The following is a 20104-nucleotide window of genomic DNA, read 5'->3' as shown; positions in this document are numbered from 1 at the left end:
CTCCCATGACCACGTCGCTCCTCGCCCGCGACCTCACCCTGGGCTACGGCGATGCTCCGATCGTCTCCGAGCTGTCGCTCGAGGTGCCGGACGACTCGTTCACGATCATCATCGGACCGAACGCCTGCGGCAAGTCGACCCTGCTCCGCGGACTCGCACGGCTCCTGCGCCCGACCGCCGGCGCCGTCCTCCTCGATGGTGCTGACATCCGTGCGTCGAAACCGAAGGACACCGCTCGCCGACTCGGGCTCCTCCCCCAATCCGCCATCGCCCCCGACGGGATCACCGTCGCCGACCTCGTCGGGCGCGGCCGGTTCCCGCACCAGAGCGCGATGCGGACGTGGAGCCGGGCCGACGAAGCGGCGGTCTCGGAAGCGATGGCCGCGACGGGGGTCACGGAGCTGTCCCGCCGGCTGGTCGACGAGCTCTCGGGCGGACAGCGGCAACGCGTCTGGGTCGCGATGGCACTCGCCCAGCAGACGAAGCACCTGCTGCTCGACGAGCCGACGACGTTCCTCGACATCGCGCACCAGATCGAGCTGATGGAGCTGTTCACGGATCTGCACCGCAGCGGCACCACCCTCGTCGCGGTCCTCCACGACCTCAACCACGCCGCCCGCTATGCGACGCATCTCGTCGCGATGCGCGACGGCGCGATCGTCGCCCAGGGCGATCCGCAGGAGATCATCACCGCCGACCTCGTGGAGGCCGTGTACGACCTGCCGTGCCGGGTCATCACCGACCCCGTCTCCGGTACCCCGCTGGTGCTCCCGCTCGGACGGCGGAGCCGGTGAGCGGGACGACGACGAATACGCCGCGGCGCCTCTTCGGCATCGCGCTGGGAGCGGACGGTCGCGGCGCCATGCTCGTCGCCGCGACCGGCCTCCTCATCGTGCACGCCCTGTCGGAGGCGGCGATCCCCGTGATCATCGGGGCGACCATCGACCGCGCGGTGGTGCCGTCCGATCCGGTCACCCTCGGGGTCTGGATCGGGGTCCTGGTCGGAACCTTCCTCGTCCTGACGATGAGCTACCAGTCGGCGTCGCGCCTCATGGTGTCGATCTACGGGCACGGCGAACAGGCGCTCCGGCACCTCACGCTCTCCCGGGTGCTTCGGCCGCAGCTCTCACGACAGAACCTGTCGGCCGGTGAGGCCCTGACGGTCGTCACGTCCGACACCTACCGGGTGGCCGGCGTCGCCTGGTCGGTCGCGCAGCAGTCGGCGACCATCGCCGCGATCATCGGAGCCGCCCTGGCGATGTCGGTGATCTCGCCCGTGGCGACGATCGTGGTGTTCGTGTCGACCATCGGGATGATGCTCGTCATGCGCGTCGTGTCCCGCCCGCTGGAGCGCCGAGGGTTCGCCGAGCAACGGGCGGCGACCGAGGCCGGAGCGGTGGCCGCCGACTTCATGAGCGGGTTCCGAGTGCTCGTCGGCATCGGCGGGCGGGCTGAAGCCGTCCGGCGATATGACGCCGCCAGTGATGTCTCACGACGCGCAGCGACGGCCGCCGGGCGGTCCCTCGCCCTCTTCGACGCCGTGAGCGGCACGCTGGCGGCGTTCGTCATGGCCGCACTCGTCGGCTTGTCCGCCTGGTTCGCTGCGGATGGGCGGATCAGCATCGGTGAGCTCGTGACGGTGCTCGGTCTCGCGCAGTTCATCAGCGGGTACCTCGCACAGGCGGGTTCCTTCCCATCGAACTGGATCCACAAGCTCGCGTCCGCCAAACGCCTGGCCGCGGTCGTCGACGCCGACGACCTACTCGAAACGGGCGGTCGGCTGGACGAGATGTCCGACTCCGGCCCTGCGTCCGACGTCGTGCTGTCCTTCCGCCCGGAACACCAGGACCGACCGGTGGACGTCCATGCTGGTGAACTGCTCGGCGTCCGGCCGCCCGACAGCGACACCGCGCGCGCCCTCTCCCGCCTGCTCGGCATGCGGACCCCCGCGGAGCGCGGCAGCGTCTCGCTCGCCGTCGACGGTACACTCGTCGACCAGCTGGACCTCGACCCGGTGGCGTACCGCCGTCGTGTGGTCGCGCCACCGCACGGCCAGCGCATCATGAGCGGCACCCTGGCGGAAGCGGTCCGCGGTCATGACGCGACCGGCGACCCGGATGCGGTGTTCGTCGGCATGGCGGCGCTCGACGACGCGGTCGTGCAGCTCGGCGGTTGGTCGTCTCCGGTCGGTGAGGCGGGCAGACGGCTCTCCGGCGGGCAACGCCAGCGCGTCGGCATCGCCCGGGCGCTCCATGCCGGTGCGGACGTGCTCGTCCTCGACGAACCGACGTCGGCCGTCGACGTCCTCACGGAGACCCGCATCGCCCGAGCACTCGCGGCGCACGAGGGCACCGTCGTCGTCATCACCACCTCGCCGGTCCTGTTGAACGCCTGCGACCGGGTCGTCGAGCTCACTCCCGGTTCGGAGACCCGCCATGACTGATCCCGCCATGGAGCCCAGCACCGCCGAGATGCTCCCCGTCGCCGACGGCTCCCGCGTCCGAACCGTCGTCGGTGCCCTCCTCAGACGCCACCGCGGACGGACCGCCGCCGTGGTGGTCCTCTTCCTCGCAGCCGCCGCACTGGGCGTCGTGATGCCCGCCTGTCTCGGGCGGATCGTGGACGCCGTCGCTTCCGATGCCGGACTGAGCGTCGTCTCAGGCTGGGTGGCCGCAGCCGCGGTCGGCGCTGTCGGGGCGGTCGCGGTGACGCTGTGGGCGACTCGGGTGCTCACGGGGCTGGTGCAGGACCTGCTCGCCGAACTGCGCGAGGACGTGTTCGCCTCGGCCATGCGGCTCCCGGTGAGCACCGTCGACGACGGCGAGCGTGCCGATCTCCTGTCCCGGGTCACCGGCGACGTCGACGCGGTCGCGGAGGCCGGCGGGAACGTCGCCCCGACCCTGCTCTCCGCCGGGTTCGCGATCGGGGTGTCGGCCGTCGCCCTGGCAGCCGTCGACCCGTGGCTCGCGCTCGCCGGTCTCGCTTCGGCGCCGTGCTACGTCCTCGGGACCCGTGCGTTCCTCCGGCGATCCCGAGTGGTGTTCCGCACGGTCCGGATCCGCGAAGCGTCGCGCAGTCAGGCCGTGCTGGACGCGGTCGACGGCGCGGAGACCCTCGCCGCGTTCGCGGGCACGGACCACGCGCTCGAACGCGTCCGGGAACGCGCGGCCGCCTCCATCGACGCGCAGATCGAGGGCGTGCGCGTCGCGAACCGTTTGTTCCGATGGATCAACTCGGGTGAGCTCGTCGGACTCTCGGCGATCCTGGCGACCGGCTTCCTCCTCAACCTGCAGGGCACGATCACCGTCGGACTCGTGACCACCGCCGCACTCCTGTTCCACCGGCTGTTCGATCCGGTGGGCCGGCTCATCTTCGGGCTCGACGACATCCAGCGGGCCACGGTCGGGCTGGCTCGGCTCATCGGGGTCATCGACCTCGCAGCAACGTCGTCCGCGATGCCGGAGTCGCCCTCGCCCGTCGGCGGTACCGCGGACGATGTCGCCGCACCGCCGGCGATCCGAGTGCACGACCTGACGTTCCGGTATCCGACCACGGACCGTGGGGTCACGCAGGTCACCCTGGACGTGCCGCCCGGGACGACCACGGCGCTCGTCGGCACGTCCGGCTCGGGCAAGAGCACCCTGGCGCGGGTCGTCGCCGGACACCATCCCCCGACGTCGGGGCGGGTGCTCGTCGGCCACGCCCCGTACTACCTGTCGCAGGAGCTCCACCACTTCCGTGGCTCGATCGCCGACAACCTGAGGCTCGGCGCGCCGGACGCCAGCCGGGACGAGATGGTCTCGGCGCTCCGTGCCGTCGGAGCCGAATGGGCGGTCACCGCGTTGCAGGACGACCCGGCGGCGGACCCGACCGACTCGCGGCCGTCGCCCGTGCCGCTGGACGAGGGACGCATCCAGCAACTCGCGGTCGCTCGGGCGTTCCTGACGGACCCGGCGATCGTGATCCTCGATGAGGCGACGGCCGACGTCGGCTTGCACCATCGCGACGCCGTCGAAGCGGCGATCGCCGCCCTTCGGACGGACCGGACCGCGCTGCTCATCGCGCACCGGTTGGAACAGGCCGCCACCGCCGACCGGATCGCGGTCTTCGCGGACGGTCGGATCGTCCAACACGGCACGCACGCCGAGCTCCTCGCCTCGCCCGGCCCCTACCGCGAGTCCTGGCTCGCGCACAGCCCGCACCCGACCCAGCACACCGAACCGACCCGAGAGGCCGAGACGCCATGAAGATCCATCGCGGCATCGTGACCGCAGCGACACCCCTGAGCCCGAACCTGATCCGCATCACCCTCGGCGGTCCGGGCGTCGAGGACTTCGCGAGCACCGGCACGGGTGATGAGTACGTCCGTGTCTTCTTCCCCCACGGCGCCGACCCGACGGAGGTCTCGCTCCCGGTACCGGCAGGCGACTGGTGGGAGACGCCGGAGGGCTCCCCACAGGCACCGATGCGGACGTACACGATCAGCGCCGTGCGGCAGGACCCCGTCGAGATCGACATCGACTTCGTCGTGCACGAGGCCGGGGTCGCGGGGCCGTGGGCGGCTCGCGCCCAGCCCGGGCACGTGCTCGGCCTGAACTCGCCCACCGGTCTGTACGCGCCGCCCGCCGACATCGGTTGGCAGGTGCTCGTCGCGGACCTCACCGGCCTTCCCGCAGTCAGGCGCATCGTCGCACAGACTCCGCGCGGACTGCGGACCCGCGTGGTGCTCGAGGTGCCGAGCGAGCGGGATCGGGTCGCGGTCGAGACGAACGACGACGTGACGGTCACCTGGGTGGTGGGCGGCAACGGACACGGCCCGAGCGCGCTGGGCCGACTCGTCCGGAGTGTCGTGGACGAGCGCCTCCCGCTCGATCACGGCTACATCTGGGTGGCCGGCGAGACGGTGGCGCTCCGCGACGTGCGCAAGTATCTGCGCAAGGAGCTCGGGCTACCCGCCACCCGGTTCAAGGTGGTCGGCTACTGGACGCCGATCGCAGCATGGGACGAGAAGTTCGCCGCCCTCCCGGCCTCGGTCCAGCGGGAACTCGAGGCGATCTGGGCGCCGATCGACGGCGTCGAGCCGGAGGACGTACAGATCCGGTACGAGGAGCAGCTCGAACGGCACGGGCTCTGACCTCTCGCCGGTCCACGGGTTCGGGTGTCCGGCCCAATAGGCTGAGGGCGAAAGGACGACACGGCCATGACCTCACCTGCCGGGCGCCGGAGACACGGCCGCCCCACCATCTCCGATGTCGCCGCGCTCGCGGGCGTGTCGGCGGGAGCGGTCTCGAAGGTCTTCAACGGCACGGGTCGCATCTCGCCGCCGACCGCCGAGCGTGTCCGGGAGGCCGCGCGCAAACTCAATTGGACGCCGAACCCGGCTGCGATCGCTCTCCGGACCTCGCGCGCCCAGGCGATCGGGCTCGTCCTCACCAGTTCCTCCCCGGTTCCCGAGGTCGGTGCGGCCAATGTCGGACTCATCTCCGGGATCGAGTCCCTCCTCAGTCCCCGCGAGTACGGGCTCCTCCTGAACGTCTTCCTCACGGGACAGCACGACGAGTCGGCGTTCTACCGGTCCCTCGCTGAGCGCCAGCGGATGGACGGCGTCATCCTCACCAACTCGGTGGTCGGCGACACCCGCTTCGACCTCATGCGCGACCTCGGTGTGCCCGCGGTGCTCGTCGGCACCCCGTGGAAGCCGGGCGTGGTCGACTACATCGACGCGGACCCGCCGAGCGCCGGCATCCCCGAGACGGTCGACCACCTCGTCGGTCTGGGCCACCGCGACGTCGCGTTCGTCAGCGGCCCCGCCGGGTTCGTGCTCCCGAACATCCGACGCGAGGCGTTCACCGCCCGGCTCGCCCATCACGGGCTCACCCCGCACTCCATCTCGAGCGTCGGCTATTCGCCGGCGGCCGCCGCCGAGGAGACGAGTCGGCTCCTCGACGGGGCGGCACCGCCGACGGCGATCCTCTACGGCACCGACACCATGGCGATCGCCGGGATGCGGACGATCCAGAGCCGAGGCCTGCGGGTCCCCGAGGACGTCTCGGTCGTCGGGTTCGAGGGGCTCGAGGTCGGCGAATGGGTCGACCCCCAGCTCACCACCGTCCAGCGGTTCGCGTTCCAGCGTGGGCGGGCGGCGGCGGCGAAGCTCCTCGGCCTCCTCGGTGAGACCATCGAGGAGGACGTACCGCTCGAGAAGCCGGTGCTCATCGTCCGTCAGTCCACCGCCCCGCCGCGCGGCCGCTGACGAGACCGGGACGCGTCGGGGCCGACATCTGCAGTGCCGACCCCGATCAGCGGGCGTGGGCCCACCCTCCCTCAGAAGCTCAGTCTGACCATCCCGAGCTCGCGGACGGTCGGGAGCTCCACGATGATCGTGCCGTCGGCCACGGCCACCGGAGCCGGCGTCCGCCGATCGTCGAGGACCACCTCCGCCATGAGCTCGGCCGGGACGACGGGACGCCCCGTGGCCTCCGCCAGTCGCGCGGCGTCGATCTGCACCCGGATGCCGGTGAGCTCGGTCACCGCACGTTGCTGGCCCCGCATCGCCAACGGGTCGGTGAGATTGGCGAACGCCAGCATGAACGCCGCTCCGTCCGTCCACGCCGCCGCATCCAGGAGCCCCGGGCCGTCGATGCTGACCAGACTCGATCCCCCGAGTGCGGCCTCGATCGTGTTGCCGAGCAGGGTGAGGTGATCACCGAGGAGCGTCTCGTGGTACAGCTCGGCGAGGTTGAAGGCGATGACCTGGACCGTCCCGGCGCCCGCCTGCACCGTCCCGCCGTCGTCCGACGTCGCCAACGACGCACGGAACACCGCGGGGTCCACGGCTTCACCCCGCGGGTAGACCTCCTCCATGGGGAGGTCGGGGTGATCCGGCACGAACCGCCAGTGCACGACGGCCTCGGCGGTCGGCGCGAAGCGGGCCAGACGGGTTCCACCGATGATGCGGTCCGCGCCTTCCAATCCGGCGGCGAGTGCACCGTCGGACGCGCGTTGCACGTAGTTGTTCCGGACGACCCCGGCCGAACGGGCGGTCAGCGGTGCGCCCGTGAGCTCGGTCACGAGCGGTGTACCCCCGTCGATCAGGGGCCCGGCTCCGGTCACCACGAGCTCACCGCCGCCCTCGACGAAGGCACGCAAGGCGGCGGCGGACCGTTCGTCGATCTCGTCGATCTCCGGGAGGACGACCACCCTGGTCTCAGGCAGTCCGAGCCGATGCAGGCCACGGGGGCCGACGAACTCGAACGGCGTCCGCAGCTCGACGAGTGCTTGGTACATGCCGGAGGCGGCCCGTCGCGTCCGTGCGTCGGCGAAGGCGTTGTCCACGTCCCAGACGCACACTTCGGCGACCGGGCGCGACTGCTGCCAGATCGCACCGATCTCGCGATGCAGCGTGAACGCCCGCTCGACCGCTGGAATCCAGCGCGTGTCGTGGATCCGCGCGGCGAACTTCGTGAACCACGGGAACGCTCCGTGCACGAAGCCGTCGACGATCCAGCCCACGGTCTCCTGACCCGCGTTGACGGAGTCCTTCCAGCGGTAGCCGTGCGACTCGGGCCCGACGGAGGTGATGAGCCCCACCGGCTTGTCGGGGTGGATGGACCGGGTCCGCTTCGCGTCGCGGCCGGCCGCCCACTGGGTCTCCCCCTCGTTGCGCGCCTGGTGGTCCACGAGGAAGAACGGGACATGCAGGCGGGCGACGTCGTCGCGAAGCTCGCCCGCCGCGAACGAGCCGAGGTTGGGGATGAAGCGCACCTCCGGCTTCACGTCCTGGACCGCCGCGTCCCAGTGGGCGACCAGGTCGCTCAGCCGCTCCCGGCGCCAGCCCCGGTAAGCCCGCCAGGACTCTCCGTCGACGGCGTCGCGTGAGGTCGGCAGGGCGAGCCCGGACGCCGCGCGGAAGAGTCGCTGCGCGGTCTCGGTGTACCCGGGTCCGTGGCCCTGCCACCGGTTCGCGAACACCGCGTCGATGTCGTAGTCCGCGGTGACCTCGCGTGCGACCTCGGTCGTGAACTCCCAGTTGTAGTCGCCGAACGAGTCCGTCACGAAGGTGCCCGGGTGTGCCCAGTGCTCCTGGAGCTCCCCGTCCTCGGTCCGGGCGATCCACTCCGGATGGGCGTCACGGACGTCCCGATGGACGGCGTGCGGGTCGATCCGAGCCATGACGACCATGCCACGACTCCGTGCGAGATCGACGATCTCGCCGAGGAGATCGCGGTCACCGAGGTGCCGGCTGCGGTAGTGCAACGGGATCGAGGTCGGATAGAACGCGATGTACCCCCCGGCGCTGATGCAGATCGCGGTCGACGCGGTGCGGTCCAGGACGTCGGCCCACGCGTCGAGGTCGAAGTGGAGCGGGTCGTCCTCGACGAACGTCAGTTGTGTCCAGCGCTGGTCGCCGGAGAACCAGGCGATCGTGTCGGTTCCGGTCGTGAGCGGCTGTGTCGTCGTCATTTGATTCCCGTCGTGGCGATGCCCTTGATGATGTACTTCTGCGCGAAGAGGAAGAAGAGGAGGATCGGGACGAGCGAGATGAGCGACATCGCGAACATGATGCCGATCCCGCTCTGCGTCTCCGTGTCGACGAGCGACTTGAGCGCCACCGGCACGGTGTACAACTTCGTCTTCGTCAGGTAGAGGAGCGGTCCGAAGTAGTCGTTCCACGTCCAGATGAAGGTGAAGATCGTCGTCGTGATGAGTGCCGGCTGCATGAGGGGCAGGATCACCGACCAGAAGATGCGGAACGGGCCGGCACCGTCGAGCATCGCCGCGTGGTCGAGTTCCCGCGGGATGGTGCGGATGAACTGCACCATGAGGAAGATGAACACCGCGTCGGTCGCGAGGAACTTCGGGATGAGCAGCGGGGCGTAGGTGTTGATCCACCCGAGCTCCGCGAACAGGATGTACTGCGGGATGATCAGCACATGGAACGGCAGCATCATCGTCATGAGGGTGAGGCCGAAGTACAGCTTGTTCGCTCGGAAGTTCAGCCGGGCGAGCGCGTACGCCGTCACGGAGCAGGAGAAGAGGTTCCCGACGATGGCCCCGACGGCGATGAGGCCGGAATTGAGGAGGAACGCCGTGAAGGGCGTCCCCAGGGAGTCCCATCCGTCCCGGTAGTTCGACAACGTCACCTCGCTCGGGATGAGCCCCGTCTGCGACAGGATCAGGTTGCTCGGCTTGAAGGAACTCACCACCATCCACAGCAACGGGTAGAGCATGAGGAGCGCGAACACCACGAGGAGGATGTGGCGGACGATCCGTCGCGGTCGGCCGGCGTCCCGCTTGCGCCGGGTCGGCGTGGGATCGGGGTCGGCTGGAAGGGCGTCGAGGGTGGTACTGGTGATGGCCATCATTCGTCTCCGTAGTGCACCCAGCGGCGCGAAAGGATGAAGTTGCCCGCCGTGGCGATCGCAATGACGATCAGGAGGACCCACGCCATGGCAGCGGCGTAGCCCATGTCGAAGTTCACGAATCCCTCCTGATAGATGTAGAGGGTGTAGAACAGCGTCGAGTCGAGGGGTCCACCCGTGCCGCCACTGACCACGTGTGCTTGGGTGAACGCCTGGAACGCGCTGATCATCTGCAGGATCAGGTTCAGGAAGATGATCGGCGTGAGCAGCGGGATGGTGATCGACCAGAAGCGTCGCACCCGGCCGGCACCGTCGACCTCGGCGGCCTCGAGGAGTTCGTCCGGGACCTGACGCAGCCCGGCCAGGAAGATCACCATCGGCGAGCCGAAGGTCCACACGTTGAGGATGATCAGCGTCCACGGAGCGGTCGCGGGGTTCTGCAACCAGCTGTCCGCCTCGATGCCGAAGAACCCGAGCACCGTGTTGATGAGCCCTGCGTCGCCGAACAGCTGGCGCCACAGGATCGCGATCGCGACGCTGCCACCGAGGAGCGAAGGCAGATAGAAGGCGCTCCGGTACAGGGAGAGCCCGCGGATCCCCTTGTCGAGGATGACCGCCAGGAAGAGCGCGAAGGCGAGTTGCAAGGGCACGGAGACGAGCACGTACAGGCCCGTCACCCGTGCTGACGCCCAGAACCGCTCGTCGCCCATCATGCGGGTGAAGTTGTCGAACCCGATGAACGACGGTGCGGTCAGGAGGTCGTAGTCGGTGAAGGCGAGGACGGCGGACGCGATCAGCGGTCCTGCCGTGACGGCGATCATCCCGAGCATCCATGGGAGGAGGAAGACGTGTGCCACCCAGCCCTGCCGCTGGTGGGAGGCCCGACGCCGTTTCCGTCCGGTCGTCGTCGCGGATTCGGCCGTCCCGGTCCGCGCCTCGGGCTCGCGTTTCATGGTGAGGGTCATCAGTCGCCCACCGAGGAGGAGACGGCCGAGACGAAGTTCGACGCGGCCTGTGAGACCGAGGTGTTCCCGAGGGTCACGCCCTCGAGTTCGCGGATCATCACGGTGCGCCATGAACCGGAGCCCGCGGGAGCCTCGTATCGGGGCCGCTGCTCCTTCGCCGCGATGTCGCGGGTGGTCGCGATCACCTTCTGCTCGTCCGGGGTGGCCGACGGCTCGTACTCGTCGAGGAGCGCCAGGCTCGGTGGCGCCCCGGCCGACAGCCCCACCAGCTTCAGCAGGTCGATCGAGTTGAGGTTGTAGCTCATCAGTGCTCCGGCCGCGTCGACGCGGTCGTCCTCGATCCCGGCGTACATCGCGAACCGGCTGAAGTAGGTGAAGTGGTACCCGGGCGTCGCATCGGCGAGTGCCGGGACGTCCCGCTGCCGGAACTCGTAGTCGGGGAACGCTGCGGCCTCGTCGACGATGTGGTTCGAGTTGGCGAAGGTGGCGAGGACCTTGGCGCCGGTGTCGGACCAGCCGGGCTCGATGCCGTCCTGCTCGCTGATGCTGGTGGTCGCGCCCGCTTTGCGGAGCTGCTCCCACCAGTCGATCCACGCGGCGACGCCGTCCTCGCTCGCGGCCAGCCTGCCGTCCTTCGACCACAGGTCCTCGCCACGCTGACGCAGGAACGACTCGAAGGGCATGTCGTGGTAGGCGCCGTAGGTGGTGCCCTTCCGACCGGCGGCGTTGTTCTTCGAGTAGTCCGTGAGGAACTCGGCCAGGCTGTCCCAGGTGAGCGTCTCGGGGAGCGCGATGCCGTCCTCGTCCATGAAGGTCTGGTTGTACCGCAGGACCGGGGAGAACATCGACTTCGGCAGGGTGTTGAGCTCGCCGTCGATCCGGAAGAGGTCGAGTTCCGCCTCGCTGAACGCCGAAAGGTCGAGGGTGCCGACATCGTCGAGTGGCCGGTAGATCTTCGCGTCCCGGTAGGTCAACACCGCGGGCGAGGGGATCCAGAAGACGTCAGGAACGTCGCGCGCCGCCATCTGCGTGGTCATGCGCTCCTGGTAGGCGGTGTAGTCACCGAACTCGGGCTCGATCGTGACGTCGCTGTTCCGCTTGCTGAACAGGTCCATCCCGGCCAGATAGGCCTTCTGGCGTTCAGCGCCTCCCCACCAGGCGAACCGGATGGTGGTGGCACCGCCGGCTCCGGAACCGCCTCCGATGGAGCAGCCGGCGAGGGCGAACGCTCCGAGCGAGAGGGCGCCGACCCCGGCGTAGGTGAGGAATCGGCGCCGGCTGACGTCCTGCGGCATGTTCGACATGGTGTCCTTCTTTCGATACGGCGTTGTATGAGTGATGACGGTGGTGCGATGACGGCGTCCCCAGGACGCCGGTGTTCAGGCGAGGGAGTTCGGGTCGACGCGGTTGACGAGCGGCTCCTCGGTGACCCGACGTCGGAGGTTGTCGAGGAAGATCGCGGTTCCGCGATCGGCGGTGGCGGTCGTTGTGGCTCCGTTGTGCGGCGTCACCACCACGTCGTCGCGCGACCAGAACGGGGAGTCCGCCGGCAGCGGCTCGACCGTGTGCGCGTCGAGACCGGCTCCCGCGACGGCACCGGAGTCGAGGGCCGTCAGGAGGTCCGCGTCGACGACGATGCCCCCTCGGGAGACGACGACGACGGTGGCTCCCGGGCGGAGCGCAGACAGGACGCGGAGGTCGATCGCTCCGCGCGTCTCCAAGGTGAGCGGGGCCGTCACGACCAGCACGTCGCACCGCCCGGCGAAGTCGAGGACCTCCTCCGGTCGGTACAGGCGATCGACGGCGGCCGGGGTGCGACCGACGTCACGACGGAGGCCGATGACGGTCATGTCGAAGGCGCTCGCGCGCGGCGCGAGGGCGGCGCCGATGTTGCCGAAGCCGTAGATGCCCAGCGTCTTGCCGGCGAGCTCGCCGTGGACGAACCGGTCCCATCTGGCCCCGCGGGCGGCATCCGACCAGCGATGTCCGCCTCGGTCGAGCTGGAGGGCCAGCAACATCGCGTGCTCCGCGAGCGGAACCGCCCCGTTGCCCGCCGAGGACGTCACCGTGACGCCGCTCCCGCGGAGCACCGGTCCCACCTCGGACTCGACGCCGGCGGCCCAGGAGTGCACCCAGGCGAGCGCTGGCAGCCCGGGCAGCTCCTCGTCGCGCACCCGGCCTGCGATGATCGTGGTCGCGGGGTGGGCGGTCTCGTCGTCGAGGACGCGGACCTCGGGGAAGTCGCTGCGGATGCGCGAGCGCACAGCGTCCGCCTGGCCGCCGCGGATGAGGACCACCTCAGGCGTCATCCCGCTCACCTCCGTCCGGGACCACGACGACCGCTCCGTCCACGACCTCGACGATCTCGACGAGGAGATCGTCTCCGACCGTCGACACCGTGGCGTCGACGTCGCCGGCGGTCACATGGTGGACGCGGGTGCCGACGGCGTCGGCCGCCCTCCCGGGGAGCCGCAAGCGGGTTCCACGGACCGGGACGGTGGGACCGAAGGAGTTCCGACGTTGACCGGAGTGGTTGAGCACGTGTACGACGAGACCCGCTCGGGAACGACCGACGGACACCTCCACGTGTTCGCTCGCCTCCACCCCCACCGTTCCATCCTCCCCGACAGCGTCAATCACGAGATCGGCGATCAGGTCGCGGATGGCCGTGAGCCCGAGTTCGCGATACGCCGCGCCGACGGTCCACGGGACCTGCGTGGCCCGTCCACGACCGAGCGTGAACACCCCGCAGGCCGATACCGGTCCCGCCACGTGACCGTGGGCCTTCTCGGGCGGTCCGTACGGTGCTCGCGGGACGAACCCGTGGCGCAGGCGGGCGTCGGAACGCCACGCCAGGGTGTGCAGCCGCCCACGCACGGGCACGAGGTCCGAGCCTTCGACCGACGGCCCACCGCCCCGTTGGACGTAGCTCGACTTGAGCGCCTCCGCGTCGTCTTCCAGCGACCGTTGCCGCGCTCCGGGGAGCCAGGCGACCACGGAGCCGTCCGCGTGGATGCCCGACCGCCCCGTCGCGACGACCCGCCCGCCGGCGCGCACGAACGCCTCGAGGGCGGCGTCCTCCTCCTCGGTCGGGGCGATGAGATCCGGGAGGACCAGCACGCGGAAGCGTCCGAGGTCCACGACGGGCAGCGACTCAGCCGGCACGACGTCGACGGCGACGTGCCGTTCCAGCAGGGCGGAGAACAGGCCACGGAACTCGTCGACCGACGAGTGATGCACCTCTGCGGGCGCCGCGAGCGGGTTCGGTCGGACGATACCCACGTCGGCCGCGGGCGCCAGTCCGGCGTACATGTCGGCGTGATCCCGGTGGAAGCGCGTCACGACCCCGGCCGGAGCGAGACAGGCGTAGTCGATGAGCCCGGCCGGCCCCATGATGTACGTCGACGGGTTCGCCCCGCGCGACACCGCCTGGAGGAGGTACTGCCCGAACATCTCCGGCTGTTCACTCGCCAGCCGGTACGGCATGTCGATGAAAGCCACGGCGTTCACCAGGACCGGTTTGCCTGGCTGCGCGACCCGGAACGCGCTCACCGACTCACTCGTCGCGTGTGGCCAGAGCGGGCGGCCGAGGGCGTTGTTCGCCTCATGGAACAGGATGTCCGCCGAGCGGCCCAGGATGAGCCCAGCGTGGGGTGCTCGTTCGGCGATGTGCGCACGGATGCGTGCCGTCAAGCGGTCAATGGTCGCCGCGGCGAACCGTTTCCACTCGAGGTAGCCGGGATCACCCGCGAACGACGGCAGCTGCTCGATCCCGGTCTCCCGGACGAAGGCCTCGGCGCAGGCGTCGCAGTGACAGACGCCGTGGACCCGTCCTCCGTAGTCGACCTCGTTGAACCCGAACCAGTTGAAGAAGAATCCGTCGACGGGATACGCGTCGAGGATCTCGTCGATGATGTCGAGCGACCGGTCCTGGTAGTACCCCGCGCTGGGGCAGACGCTCACCAGCCCCTCGTAGACCTGTCGTTCCCCACTCGGTGACCGGAAGCACCACTCGGGGTGCTCGTCGGCGACGCGCGCGGCGACCTTCGAGAAGTCCATGCGGGCGAGGAGTCGGACGCCACGACGATGCGCGGCTTCGATCGCGTCACCGACGAGGTCGCCCCCGGGGCGCTCCTCGAGCAGTGGGTTCCTCGACTGGAACGGCAGCCCCGACGGGAAGTGCGAGAGGATGCCTCCGACGTTGAGCAGCCAGACGCCGGCACCGTGCTCCTGGATGGCGTCCAGGACCGTCTCGACGTCGAGCAGCGCGTCGATCTCGCGCAGGTTCGTCTGGAACATGTCGAACGGCTCGTGCCACCAGCCCGGGCGGACGTCGGCGGTCTCGACGGCCGCGCGTGGTTCCGTGACGGTCATGCGCCGGCCCCGCCGTTCATCGAGCGGGCGAGCTCGACGAGCGCGGAATGGTCGGAACCGCCCTGGCCGCGGGCGACCAACGAGCGGAGCAGCTGTGCGACGAGTCCGGTCGCGGGAAGACCGACGCCGGCGGTTCGCGAAGCCACTTCGACGATCGCGAGGTCCTTCGCGTGGAGCTCGGACCGGAAGCCGGCGCGGAAGTCGTCCGCCAGGACCGAATCGGTCTTGCGTTCGAGGACGGTGCTGCCTCCGAGACCCTTGCGGATCACCGAGAGCGCCGTCTCCACGTCGACGCCCTGGGCCTCGAGGAAGACGACAGCCTCGGCGAGGGCCTGCAGATGGAGTGCGACGACCAACTGGTTGGCGGCCTTCACGACCTGGCCGCTACCGCTCGGGCCGACGTGCACCACCGAGGCGCCGAACGTCTCCAGGACGGACCGCCAACGCTCCAGGGTGGACGACTCACCACCGACCATCACGGAGAGGGTGCCCTCGCGCGCGCCTGCCTCACCACCGGACACCGGGGCGTCGAGCGCGCCGTGGCCCGCCTCGATGAAGGCGGTGGCCACATCACGAGCCGTCTCGGGTCGGATCGTCGAGAGGTCGATGTAGTCGGCCCCGTCGGCGAGGTGCGCGAGGATCCCGTCCGTGCCGAGCGCGACCGATTCGACGTCCGGCGAGTCCGGCAGCACCGTGATGACGAGTTCGGCACCGGTGACGGCCTCGGCGACGGAGTCGGCCACGCGGAGGCCGGCGTCCCGGGCGGCCGATCGGCTCGCATCGCCCCGGCTGAACCCCGTCACGTCGTGTCCGGCTGCGGCGAGGTGCTCCGCCATCGGGCGCCCCATCACGCCGAGTCCCACGAATCCGATGGTCGTCATCGTCTCTCTTCCTGTCGTTGTCGCCCGGTCGATCGAGCTATCGATATACCAAGACAAGAAGTGAGCTCCATCGCCCCGGCGTTGCGTTCGAGTATTTCGATATACCAAACTGGTGTCAAGCACCCCGATCGAAAAGGAACGAACAATGCAGTTCTCCGCAAACCTGTCCATCCTGTTCACCGAGGTGCCGTTCCTCGAGCGGTTCGCCGCTGCGAAGGCCGTCGGGTTCGTCGACGTCGAGTGCTGGTGGCCGTTCGCAACACCCGTCCCCGAGGAGGCGGAGCTCCAGGCCTTCCTCGCTGCGATCGAGCGGGCGGAGGTCTCGCTGCGGGCGATCAACCTGTACGCCGGCGACATGCCCGCCGGAGACCGCGGCGTGGTGTCGCACCCCGGGACCGAGCAGCTCGTCGCAGACACCGTCGACGTGGTGGCGACGATCATCGAGGCGACCGGGTGTCGTGCGGTCAACGCGCTCTACGGCGTCCGGCCGGCAGGCGTCTCGCACGAGATCCAACTCGCCACCGCCGTCGCGAACCTGGGTCGTGTCGCCGAGCGCCTCGATCCGCTCGGCGTCCGGATCCTCGTCGAGCCGCTCACGAGGGGCGAGAACGGCGACTACCCGGTGACGACGATCGACGAGGCCCTGGAGGTGATCGATCGAGTCGACCACCCCGCGGTGCGTCTGCTCTTCGACGCCTACCACCTGCACAACAACGGCGCCGACGTGGTGCAAGACGTCGTGGCGTGGGCCGATCGCATCGGCCATGTCCAGATCGCGGACAGCCCGGGACGCGGCGAGCCCGGTTCCGGGACGATCGACTTCGACGCGTTCTTCACCGCGCTGGAGGCCAGCGGGTACGACGGGTTCGTCGGGTGCGAGTACCGACCGACGACCACGACAAGCGAGAGCCTGGCCTGGCTCACCGAGCTGCGCGAGGCTCAGGCCCCGGCGATGCGATCCGGGGCGTAGACGCGGTCCGCGGTGTCGTGGAAGATCGCCCGCTGCTGCGCCGCCGACAGTGACGCGGCGCTGTCGAGGTACGCGTCCAGGAGCCCCGCGTAGTCGGTGAACATCCCGTCGACCGGGAAGTTGCTGCCGAACATCACCCGATCGGCGCCGAAGAGCTTCACCAGCGTGAGCAGGGGCTCACGCACGAGCTCGCTCGACCACGGGACCCCGGCGACGCAGAGCCCGGACGCCTTCACGACGACGTTCGCGTGCGCCGCGAGTCCGGCCATCGCCTCACGCCAGCCGGCCACCGTGGCCGGTTCGCGGTCGAGGAGGACGCCCGCGTGATTGACGACGATCAGTGTCTCGGGCACTTCGGCGGCGAGGTCCGCCGCCTCGTGGAGGTTCCACCAGGGCGTCTGGAGTTCGAAGTGGAGACCGTGCGTCGCGAGAGCCGCGTACCCGCGCCGCCACAGCGGGTCGCTCAGGAGCGTCCGACCACCGAGCCGCGCCTCGTCGGCGGTGGCCGGTCCCCCGGGCTTGTGACGCACACTGCGGACGATCGGCGAGGCCGCCTGGGCGGCGACGACCTCGGCGGCCGTCGGAGCGTCGAGCCACGCCTGCGCGGCCATCGCGCCCGGTACGCCGCCCTCGGCGGACAGCTCCTCGACGTAGCGCGTCTCGCCCAGCGGATCCGCCGGGTTCCATTCGGCCTCCATGTAGACGCTCGCGACGACGCCGAGACCGGCCGTGTCCTGCCGGTAGTCGGCGGGCAGGTAGCTCCGCTTGACGGCGCTGTAGTCGCCGTAGCGATGCGGGACGAGGACGTCGGGCAGCAGCCACGGGTACCGGTTCCGCTCGAGGTCCCACACGTGGTGGTGCGCGTCGATCACGGGGCCTGCGTACCGGGCGGCCGCCAGACCCGACGACTCAGGCACGAGCCGGCTCCGCCGGCGTCGGCTTCGCGACCCCGGAGAAGTTGATCATGAGCGATGCCGCGAGGTAGACCGCGGCTGCGATGGCGAGGAAGACGAGCACCGCGGTGTAGCCACCGGTGACGTCGAGCAGGACTCCGGCGACGATCGGCACGACGATGCCGGCAGACGTGCCGGCGAAGTTCATGACCCCGCCGACGAGTCCGACCTTCTCCTTCTTCGCGAGCATCGCCGGGATGGTCCAGTAGAGACCGCCGAAGAGGTTGAAGAAGACCCCGATGCAGAGCAGGGTGACCGCGAGTGCTGCGTCGGTCACGAACGGGAGCGAGATCAACGCGATGAGGCTGAGCGCGCCGGAGCCACCGAAGAGCAGTTTGAACGAGCGGTTCCGGCTGAAGACCCGCTGCAGCCGGTCCGCGAGGAACCCGCTGAGGATCTCCCCGAGGGCGCCGCAGAGGAAGATCAGGAAGGTCGCGAAGCCCATCGCCTGGAGGTCGAGCCCACGGGCGTTGCTCAGGTAGCTGGGTCCCCAGGTCACGAGGCCCCAGAACACCATCGCCCAACCGAAACGGCCGATGACCATCGCCGTCGCGTTACCCCGGGTCACGCCGGGCTTCTCGTCCTCTGGACCACCGGCGACCGTGATGAGGTCCACTTCAGCGCGGTTCACGAGACGGTGCTCGCTCGGCAGGTTGCGGATGTACAGGTACACGCAGAACCCGATGACGACCGTGGAGACGCCGATGATGATGAACGACCACCGCCACGAGCCGGTCGCGGTGATGAGCCAGGCGACCAGCAGACCGCCGAAGGCCGCACCGAGTGGTGCGCCGGAGTCGATGAGCGTGACGCCGGACGCGCGACGCTTGGGCGGCATCCAGTTCGAGACGAGCTTGGATGCCGCTGGCATGTACGGCGCCTCGAAGGCACCGAGTCCGAGGCGCGCGAGGATGAGCATCACCCCGTTCACAGCGAGCCCGGCGAACGCGGTGAAGGTGCCCCAGACGGCCGAGGCGATGCCGATGATCCGCCGTGGACCGAAGCGGTCCGCGGCGAGACCGCCTGGGATCTGCATGAGGCAGTACGTCCAGAAGAATGCGCTGAGGATGACGCCCTGCATCGTCGGGGTGAGCTCGAACTCCCCGACGATGCTCGGCATCGCAACCCCGAGCGAACTCCGGTCGATCGAGTTGATCGTGTAAAAGAGGAAGAGGACGACGACGACGCTCCAGCGGATGTTGGTCGCTCGACCGCCACCACGCTGCTGATCGGGTGCGTTCGCGGTTCGGCGGCTGTCGGCGGTCATGGACGGTCTCCTTCGACGGTGACGAGCTTGGGGATCTGGGCGTCGCCGCGGCGGGCCGAGCGGACGGTGAGGACGAGGACCGCGCCGAGGACCATGAAGCCGGCCGAGACGACCAGGGCGATGTTCGGGCTCCCGGTGGCGTCTCGGACGAAGCCGATGAGGTACGGCGCGGCGAAGCCGGCCAGGTTCCCGGTCGAGTTGATGAGCGCGATGCCGCCCGCGAGAGCGGTGCCGGTGAGCATGGCGGTCTGGAAGCTCCAGAAGATCGCCGGGATCGCGAGGGCGCCGGCGTTGGCGAGGCTGAGGCCGATGATGCCGAGCACGGGGTTCGGACCGGCGATCACGCAGATCGCGAAGCCGATGAAGCTCAACCCGAAGGCCGCGGCGATGTGCTTCTTGCGCTCCTGGTGACGGTCTGAGCTGAAGCCGAAGACGACCATCGCCACCATCGCGGCGATGCTCGGGATGGCCGAGATGAAGCCGATCTGGAGCGTGCCCTCGACGCCGAGGCCCTGGATGAGACTGGGGAGCCAGAAGCTGATGCCGTACAGCGCGAAGTTGTAGGAGAAGTAGATGAGCGCGAGGAGCCAGATGATCGGGCTGCGGAACACGTCGCGCAGGGGGGTGTGCCCTGCGGGTGGACGCTCCGCTTCGAGCATCTCGCTCAGGCGGGCCTTCTCGGCGTCGTCGAGCCACGGCGCGGTCCGGTGGTCCTCCCGGAGGAACTTCAGGATGACGAAGCCCAGGATGACCGTGGGGACCGCCTCGATGATGAAGAGCCACTGCCAGCCCTGCAGGTCGAGCGCCAGATGTGTGCTGTTCAGGATGATCCCGGAGAGCGGTCCGCCGACCACCCCGGAGAACGCGAGGGCGAGGTAGAACACGCCCCAGGCGCGGCCCCGGCGGCTCGCCGGGAACCACTGCGCCATGTAGAAGAGCACCCCGGGGATGAAGCCGGCCTCGGCGACACCCAGGAGGAAGCGCATGAGGTAGAACATCCACTCGGAGTCCACGAGGAACATCAGACCGGAGATGATCCCCCACGTGATCATGATGCGCGCGATCCACACGCGCGCTCCGACTCTCGCGAGGATGAGGTTCGAAGGGATCTCGAAGATGAAGTAGCCGATGAAGAACACGCCGGCTCCGAGGCCGTACACGGCGTCGGAGAAACCGAGGTCCGAGGACATCTCGAGTTTCGCGAAGCCGACGTTGACGCGGTCGAGATAGGAGAGGAAGAACCCCATCATCACGAGTGGGAGGATTCTGAATGCGATCTTGCGGAACAGTTTGTCGTCGTTGACGCCCATGGGGTGGTCCTTCGGGTTGCTG

16 protein-coding genes are annotated in these 20104 nt (G+C 69.5%); 6 read left to right on the top strand and 10 right to left on the bottom strand.

Annotated features, from left to right (window positions below; genetic code table 11):
• The first annotated feature begins 5 nt into the window (after positions 1–5).
• The 5 genes from A4X17_RS00615 to A4X17_RS00595 all read left to right on the top strand — a co-directional run bounded on the left by A4X17_RS00615 (position 6) and on the right by A4X17_RS00595 (position 6253).
• Entirely contained in the window at positions 6–794 is a 789-nt protein-coding gene (locus A4X17_RS00615; protein WP_082915814.1) for an ABC transporter ATP-binding protein, read from the top strand.
• On the top strand, positions 791–2443 hold the full coding sequence (locus tag A4X17_RS00610) for an ABC transporter ATP-binding protein (protein ID WP_064293726.1): 1653 nt from the start codon (positions 791–793) through the stop codon (positions 2441–2443). Before A4X17_RS00615 ends, A4X17_RS00610 begins: the two co-directional genes overlap by 4 nt.
• Entirely contained in the window at positions 2436–4247 is a 1812-nt protein-coding gene (locus A4X17_RS00605) for an ABC transporter ATP-binding protein (RefSeq protein WP_064293725.1), read from the top strand. Before A4X17_RS00610 ends, A4X17_RS00605 begins: the two co-directional genes overlap by 8 nt.
• Positions 4244–5134 carry a siderophore-interacting protein gene (locus tag A4X17_RS00600; RefSeq protein WP_064293724.1) on the top strand — a complete coding sequence of 297 codons (891 nt, stop codon included), beginning with the start codon at positions 4244–4246 and terminating at the stop codon, positions 5132–5134. Before A4X17_RS00605 ends, A4X17_RS00600 begins: the two co-directional genes overlap by 4 nt.
• Before the next feature lie 66 nt (positions 5135–5200).
• A complete protein-coding gene (locus tag A4X17_RS00595; RefSeq protein ID WP_064293723.1) occupies positions 5201–6253 on the top strand; it encodes a LacI family DNA-binding transcriptional regulator in 1053 nt (350 codons plus the stop codon).
• Between the two features lie 71 nt (positions 6254–6324).
• Here the strand turns inward: A4X17_RS00595 and A4X17_RS00590 are convergent, their stop codons facing one another.
• The 7 genes from A4X17_RS00590 to A4X17_RS00560 all read right to left on the bottom strand — a co-directional run bounded on the left by A4X17_RS00590 (position 6325) and on the right by A4X17_RS00560 (position 15582).
• The gene (locus A4X17_RS00590) at positions 6325–8463 is read right to left on the bottom strand and encodes an alpha-amylase family protein (RefSeq protein WP_064293722.1); all 2139 of its coding nucleotides are present in this window, start codon (positions 8461–8463) and stop codon (positions 6325–6327) included.
• Positions 8460–9365: a carbohydrate ABC transporter permease gene (locus A4X17_RS00585; protein ID WP_079002422.1), complete on the bottom strand. Its 906-nt coding sequence runs from the start codon at positions 9363–9365 to the stop codon at positions 8460–8462. The genes A4X17_RS00590 and A4X17_RS00585 overlap by 4 nt, the downstream gene beginning before the upstream one ends.
• Entirely contained in the window at positions 9362–10327 is a 966-nt protein-coding gene (locus A4X17_RS00580) for a carbohydrate ABC transporter permease (RefSeq protein WP_064293720.1), read from the bottom strand. Before A4X17_RS00580 ends, A4X17_RS00585 begins: the two co-directional genes overlap by 4 nt.
• A complete protein-coding gene (locus tag A4X17_RS00575) occupies positions 10327–11631 on the bottom strand; it encodes an ABC transporter substrate-binding protein (RefSeq protein WP_064293719.1) in 1305 nt (434 codons plus the stop codon). The genes A4X17_RS00580 and A4X17_RS00575 overlap by 1 nt, the downstream gene beginning before the upstream one ends.
• A 75-nt stretch (positions 11632–11706) precedes the next feature.
• Complete coding sequence (locus A4X17_RS00570; RefSeq protein ID WP_064293718.1) at positions 11707–12636, bottom strand: D-2-hydroxyacid dehydrogenase; 930 nt, start codon at positions 12634–12636, stop codon at positions 11707–11709.
• Positions 12626–14701, bottom strand: coding sequence for a beta-galactosidase trimerization domain-containing protein (locus A4X17_RS00565; RefSeq protein ID WP_064293717.1), 2076 nt, complete (start codon positions 14699–14701; stop codon positions 12626–12628). The genes A4X17_RS00570 and A4X17_RS00565 overlap by 11 nt, the downstream gene beginning before the upstream one ends.
• Complete coding sequence (locus A4X17_RS00560) at positions 14698–15582, bottom strand: NAD(P)-dependent oxidoreductase (protein WP_064293716.1); 885 nt, start codon at positions 15580–15582, stop codon at positions 14698–14700. Before A4X17_RS00560 ends, A4X17_RS00565 begins: the two co-directional genes overlap by 4 nt.
• A 145-nt stretch (positions 15583–15727) precedes the next feature.
• Here A4X17_RS00560 and A4X17_RS00555 point away from each other — a divergent pair, with 145 nt between their 5' ends.
• Positions 15728–16552 carry a hydroxypyruvate isomerase family protein gene (locus A4X17_RS00555; protein WP_064293715.1) on the top strand — a complete coding sequence of 275 codons (825 nt, stop codon included), beginning with the start codon at positions 15728–15730 and terminating at the stop codon, positions 16550–16552.
• On the opposite strand, the gene A4X17_RS00550 is transcribed toward A4X17_RS00555, so the two are convergent.
• The 3 genes from A4X17_RS00550 to A4X17_RS00540 are packed head-to-tail and all read right to left on the bottom strand — an operon-like array spanning position 16522 to position 20082.
• Positions 16522–17469 (bottom strand): amidohydrolase, encoded by a 948-nt coding sequence (locus tag A4X17_RS00550; RefSeq protein ID WP_231884248.1) that lies wholly within the window; start codon positions 17467–17469, stop codon positions 16522–16524. The two genes, A4X17_RS00555 and A4X17_RS00550, sit on opposite strands and share 31 nt — an antisense overlap.
• A complete protein-coding gene (locus A4X17_RS00545) occupies positions 17462–18772 on the bottom strand; it encodes an MFS transporter (protein ID WP_064293714.1) in 1311 nt (436 codons plus the stop codon). The genes A4X17_RS00550 and A4X17_RS00545 overlap by 8 nt, the downstream gene beginning before the upstream one ends.
• Entirely contained in the window at positions 18769–20082 is a 1314-nt protein-coding gene (locus A4X17_RS00540) for an MFS transporter (protein WP_064293713.1), read from the bottom strand. The genes A4X17_RS00545 and A4X17_RS00540 overlap by 4 nt, the downstream gene beginning before the upstream one ends.
• Positions 20083–20104: the final 22 nt, after the last annotated feature.

The sequence above is a fragment of the Plantibacter sp. H53 genome (assembly GCF_001650455.1).
In the GTDB taxonomy this organism is placed as follows: domain Bacteria; phylum Actinomycetota; class Actinomycetes; order Actinomycetales; family Microbacteriaceae; genus Plantibacter; species Plantibacter flavus_A.
Note: the sequence above shows the minus strand (reverse complement) of the source record. Positions and strands in the feature narration are given on the sequence as shown.

Bases quoted from the DNA above. Each gene is read 5' to 3' on its own strand.
- A4X17_RS00590 (WP_064293722.1), bottom strand. From the start codon at position 8,463: ATGACGACGACACAGCCGCTCACGACCGGAACCGACACGATCGCCTGG.
- A4X17_RS00540 (WP_064293713.1), bottom strand. From the start codon at position 20,082: ATGGGCGTCAACGACGACAAACTGTTCCGCAAGATCGCATTCAGAATC.
- A4X17_RS00585 (WP_079002422.1), bottom strand. From the start codon at position 9,365: ATGATGGCCATCACCAGTACCACCCTCGACGCCCTTCCAGCCGACCCC.
- A4X17_RS00600 (WP_064293724.1), top strand. From the start codon at position 4,244: ATGAAGATCCATCGCGGCATCGTGACCGCAGCGACACCCCTGAGCCCG.
- A4X17_RS00595 (WP_064293723.1), top strand. From the start codon at position 5,201: ATGACCTCACCTGCCGGGCGCCGGAGACACGGCCGCCCCACCATCTCC.
- A4X17_RS00560 (WP_064293716.1), bottom strand. From the start codon at position 15,582: ATGACGACCATCGGATTCGTGGGACTCGGCGTGATGGGGCGCCCGATG.
- A4X17_RS00605 (WP_064293725.1), top strand. From the start codon at position 2,436: ATGACTGATCCCGCCATGGAGCCCAGCACCGCCGAGATGCTCCCCGTC.
- A4X17_RS00570 (WP_064293718.1), bottom strand. From the start codon at position 12,636: ATGACGCCTGAGGTGGTCCTCATCCGCGGCGGCCAGGCGGACGCTGTG.
- A4X17_RS00615 (WP_082915814.1), top strand. From the start codon at position 6: ATGACCACGTCGCTCCTCGCCCGCGACCTCACCCTGGGCTACGGCGAT.
- A4X17_RS00545 (WP_064293714.1), bottom strand. From the start codon at position 18,772: ATGACCGCCGACAGCCGCCGAACCGCGAACGCACCCGATCAGCAGCGT.
- A4X17_RS00555 (WP_064293715.1), top strand. From the start codon at position 15,728: ATGCAGTTCTCCGCAAACCTGTCCATCCTGTTCACCGAGGTGCCGTTC.
- A4X17_RS00565 (WP_064293717.1), bottom strand. From the start codon at position 14,701: ATGACCGTCACGGAACCACGCGCGGCCGTCGAGACCGCCGACGTCCGC.
- A4X17_RS00575 (WP_064293719.1), bottom strand. From the start codon at position 11,631: ATGTCGAACATGCCGCAGGACGTCAGCCGGCGCCGATTCCTCACCTAC.
- A4X17_RS00580 (WP_064293720.1), bottom strand. From the start codon at position 10,327: ATGACCCTCACCATGAAACGCGAGCCCGAGGCGCGGACCGGGACGGCC.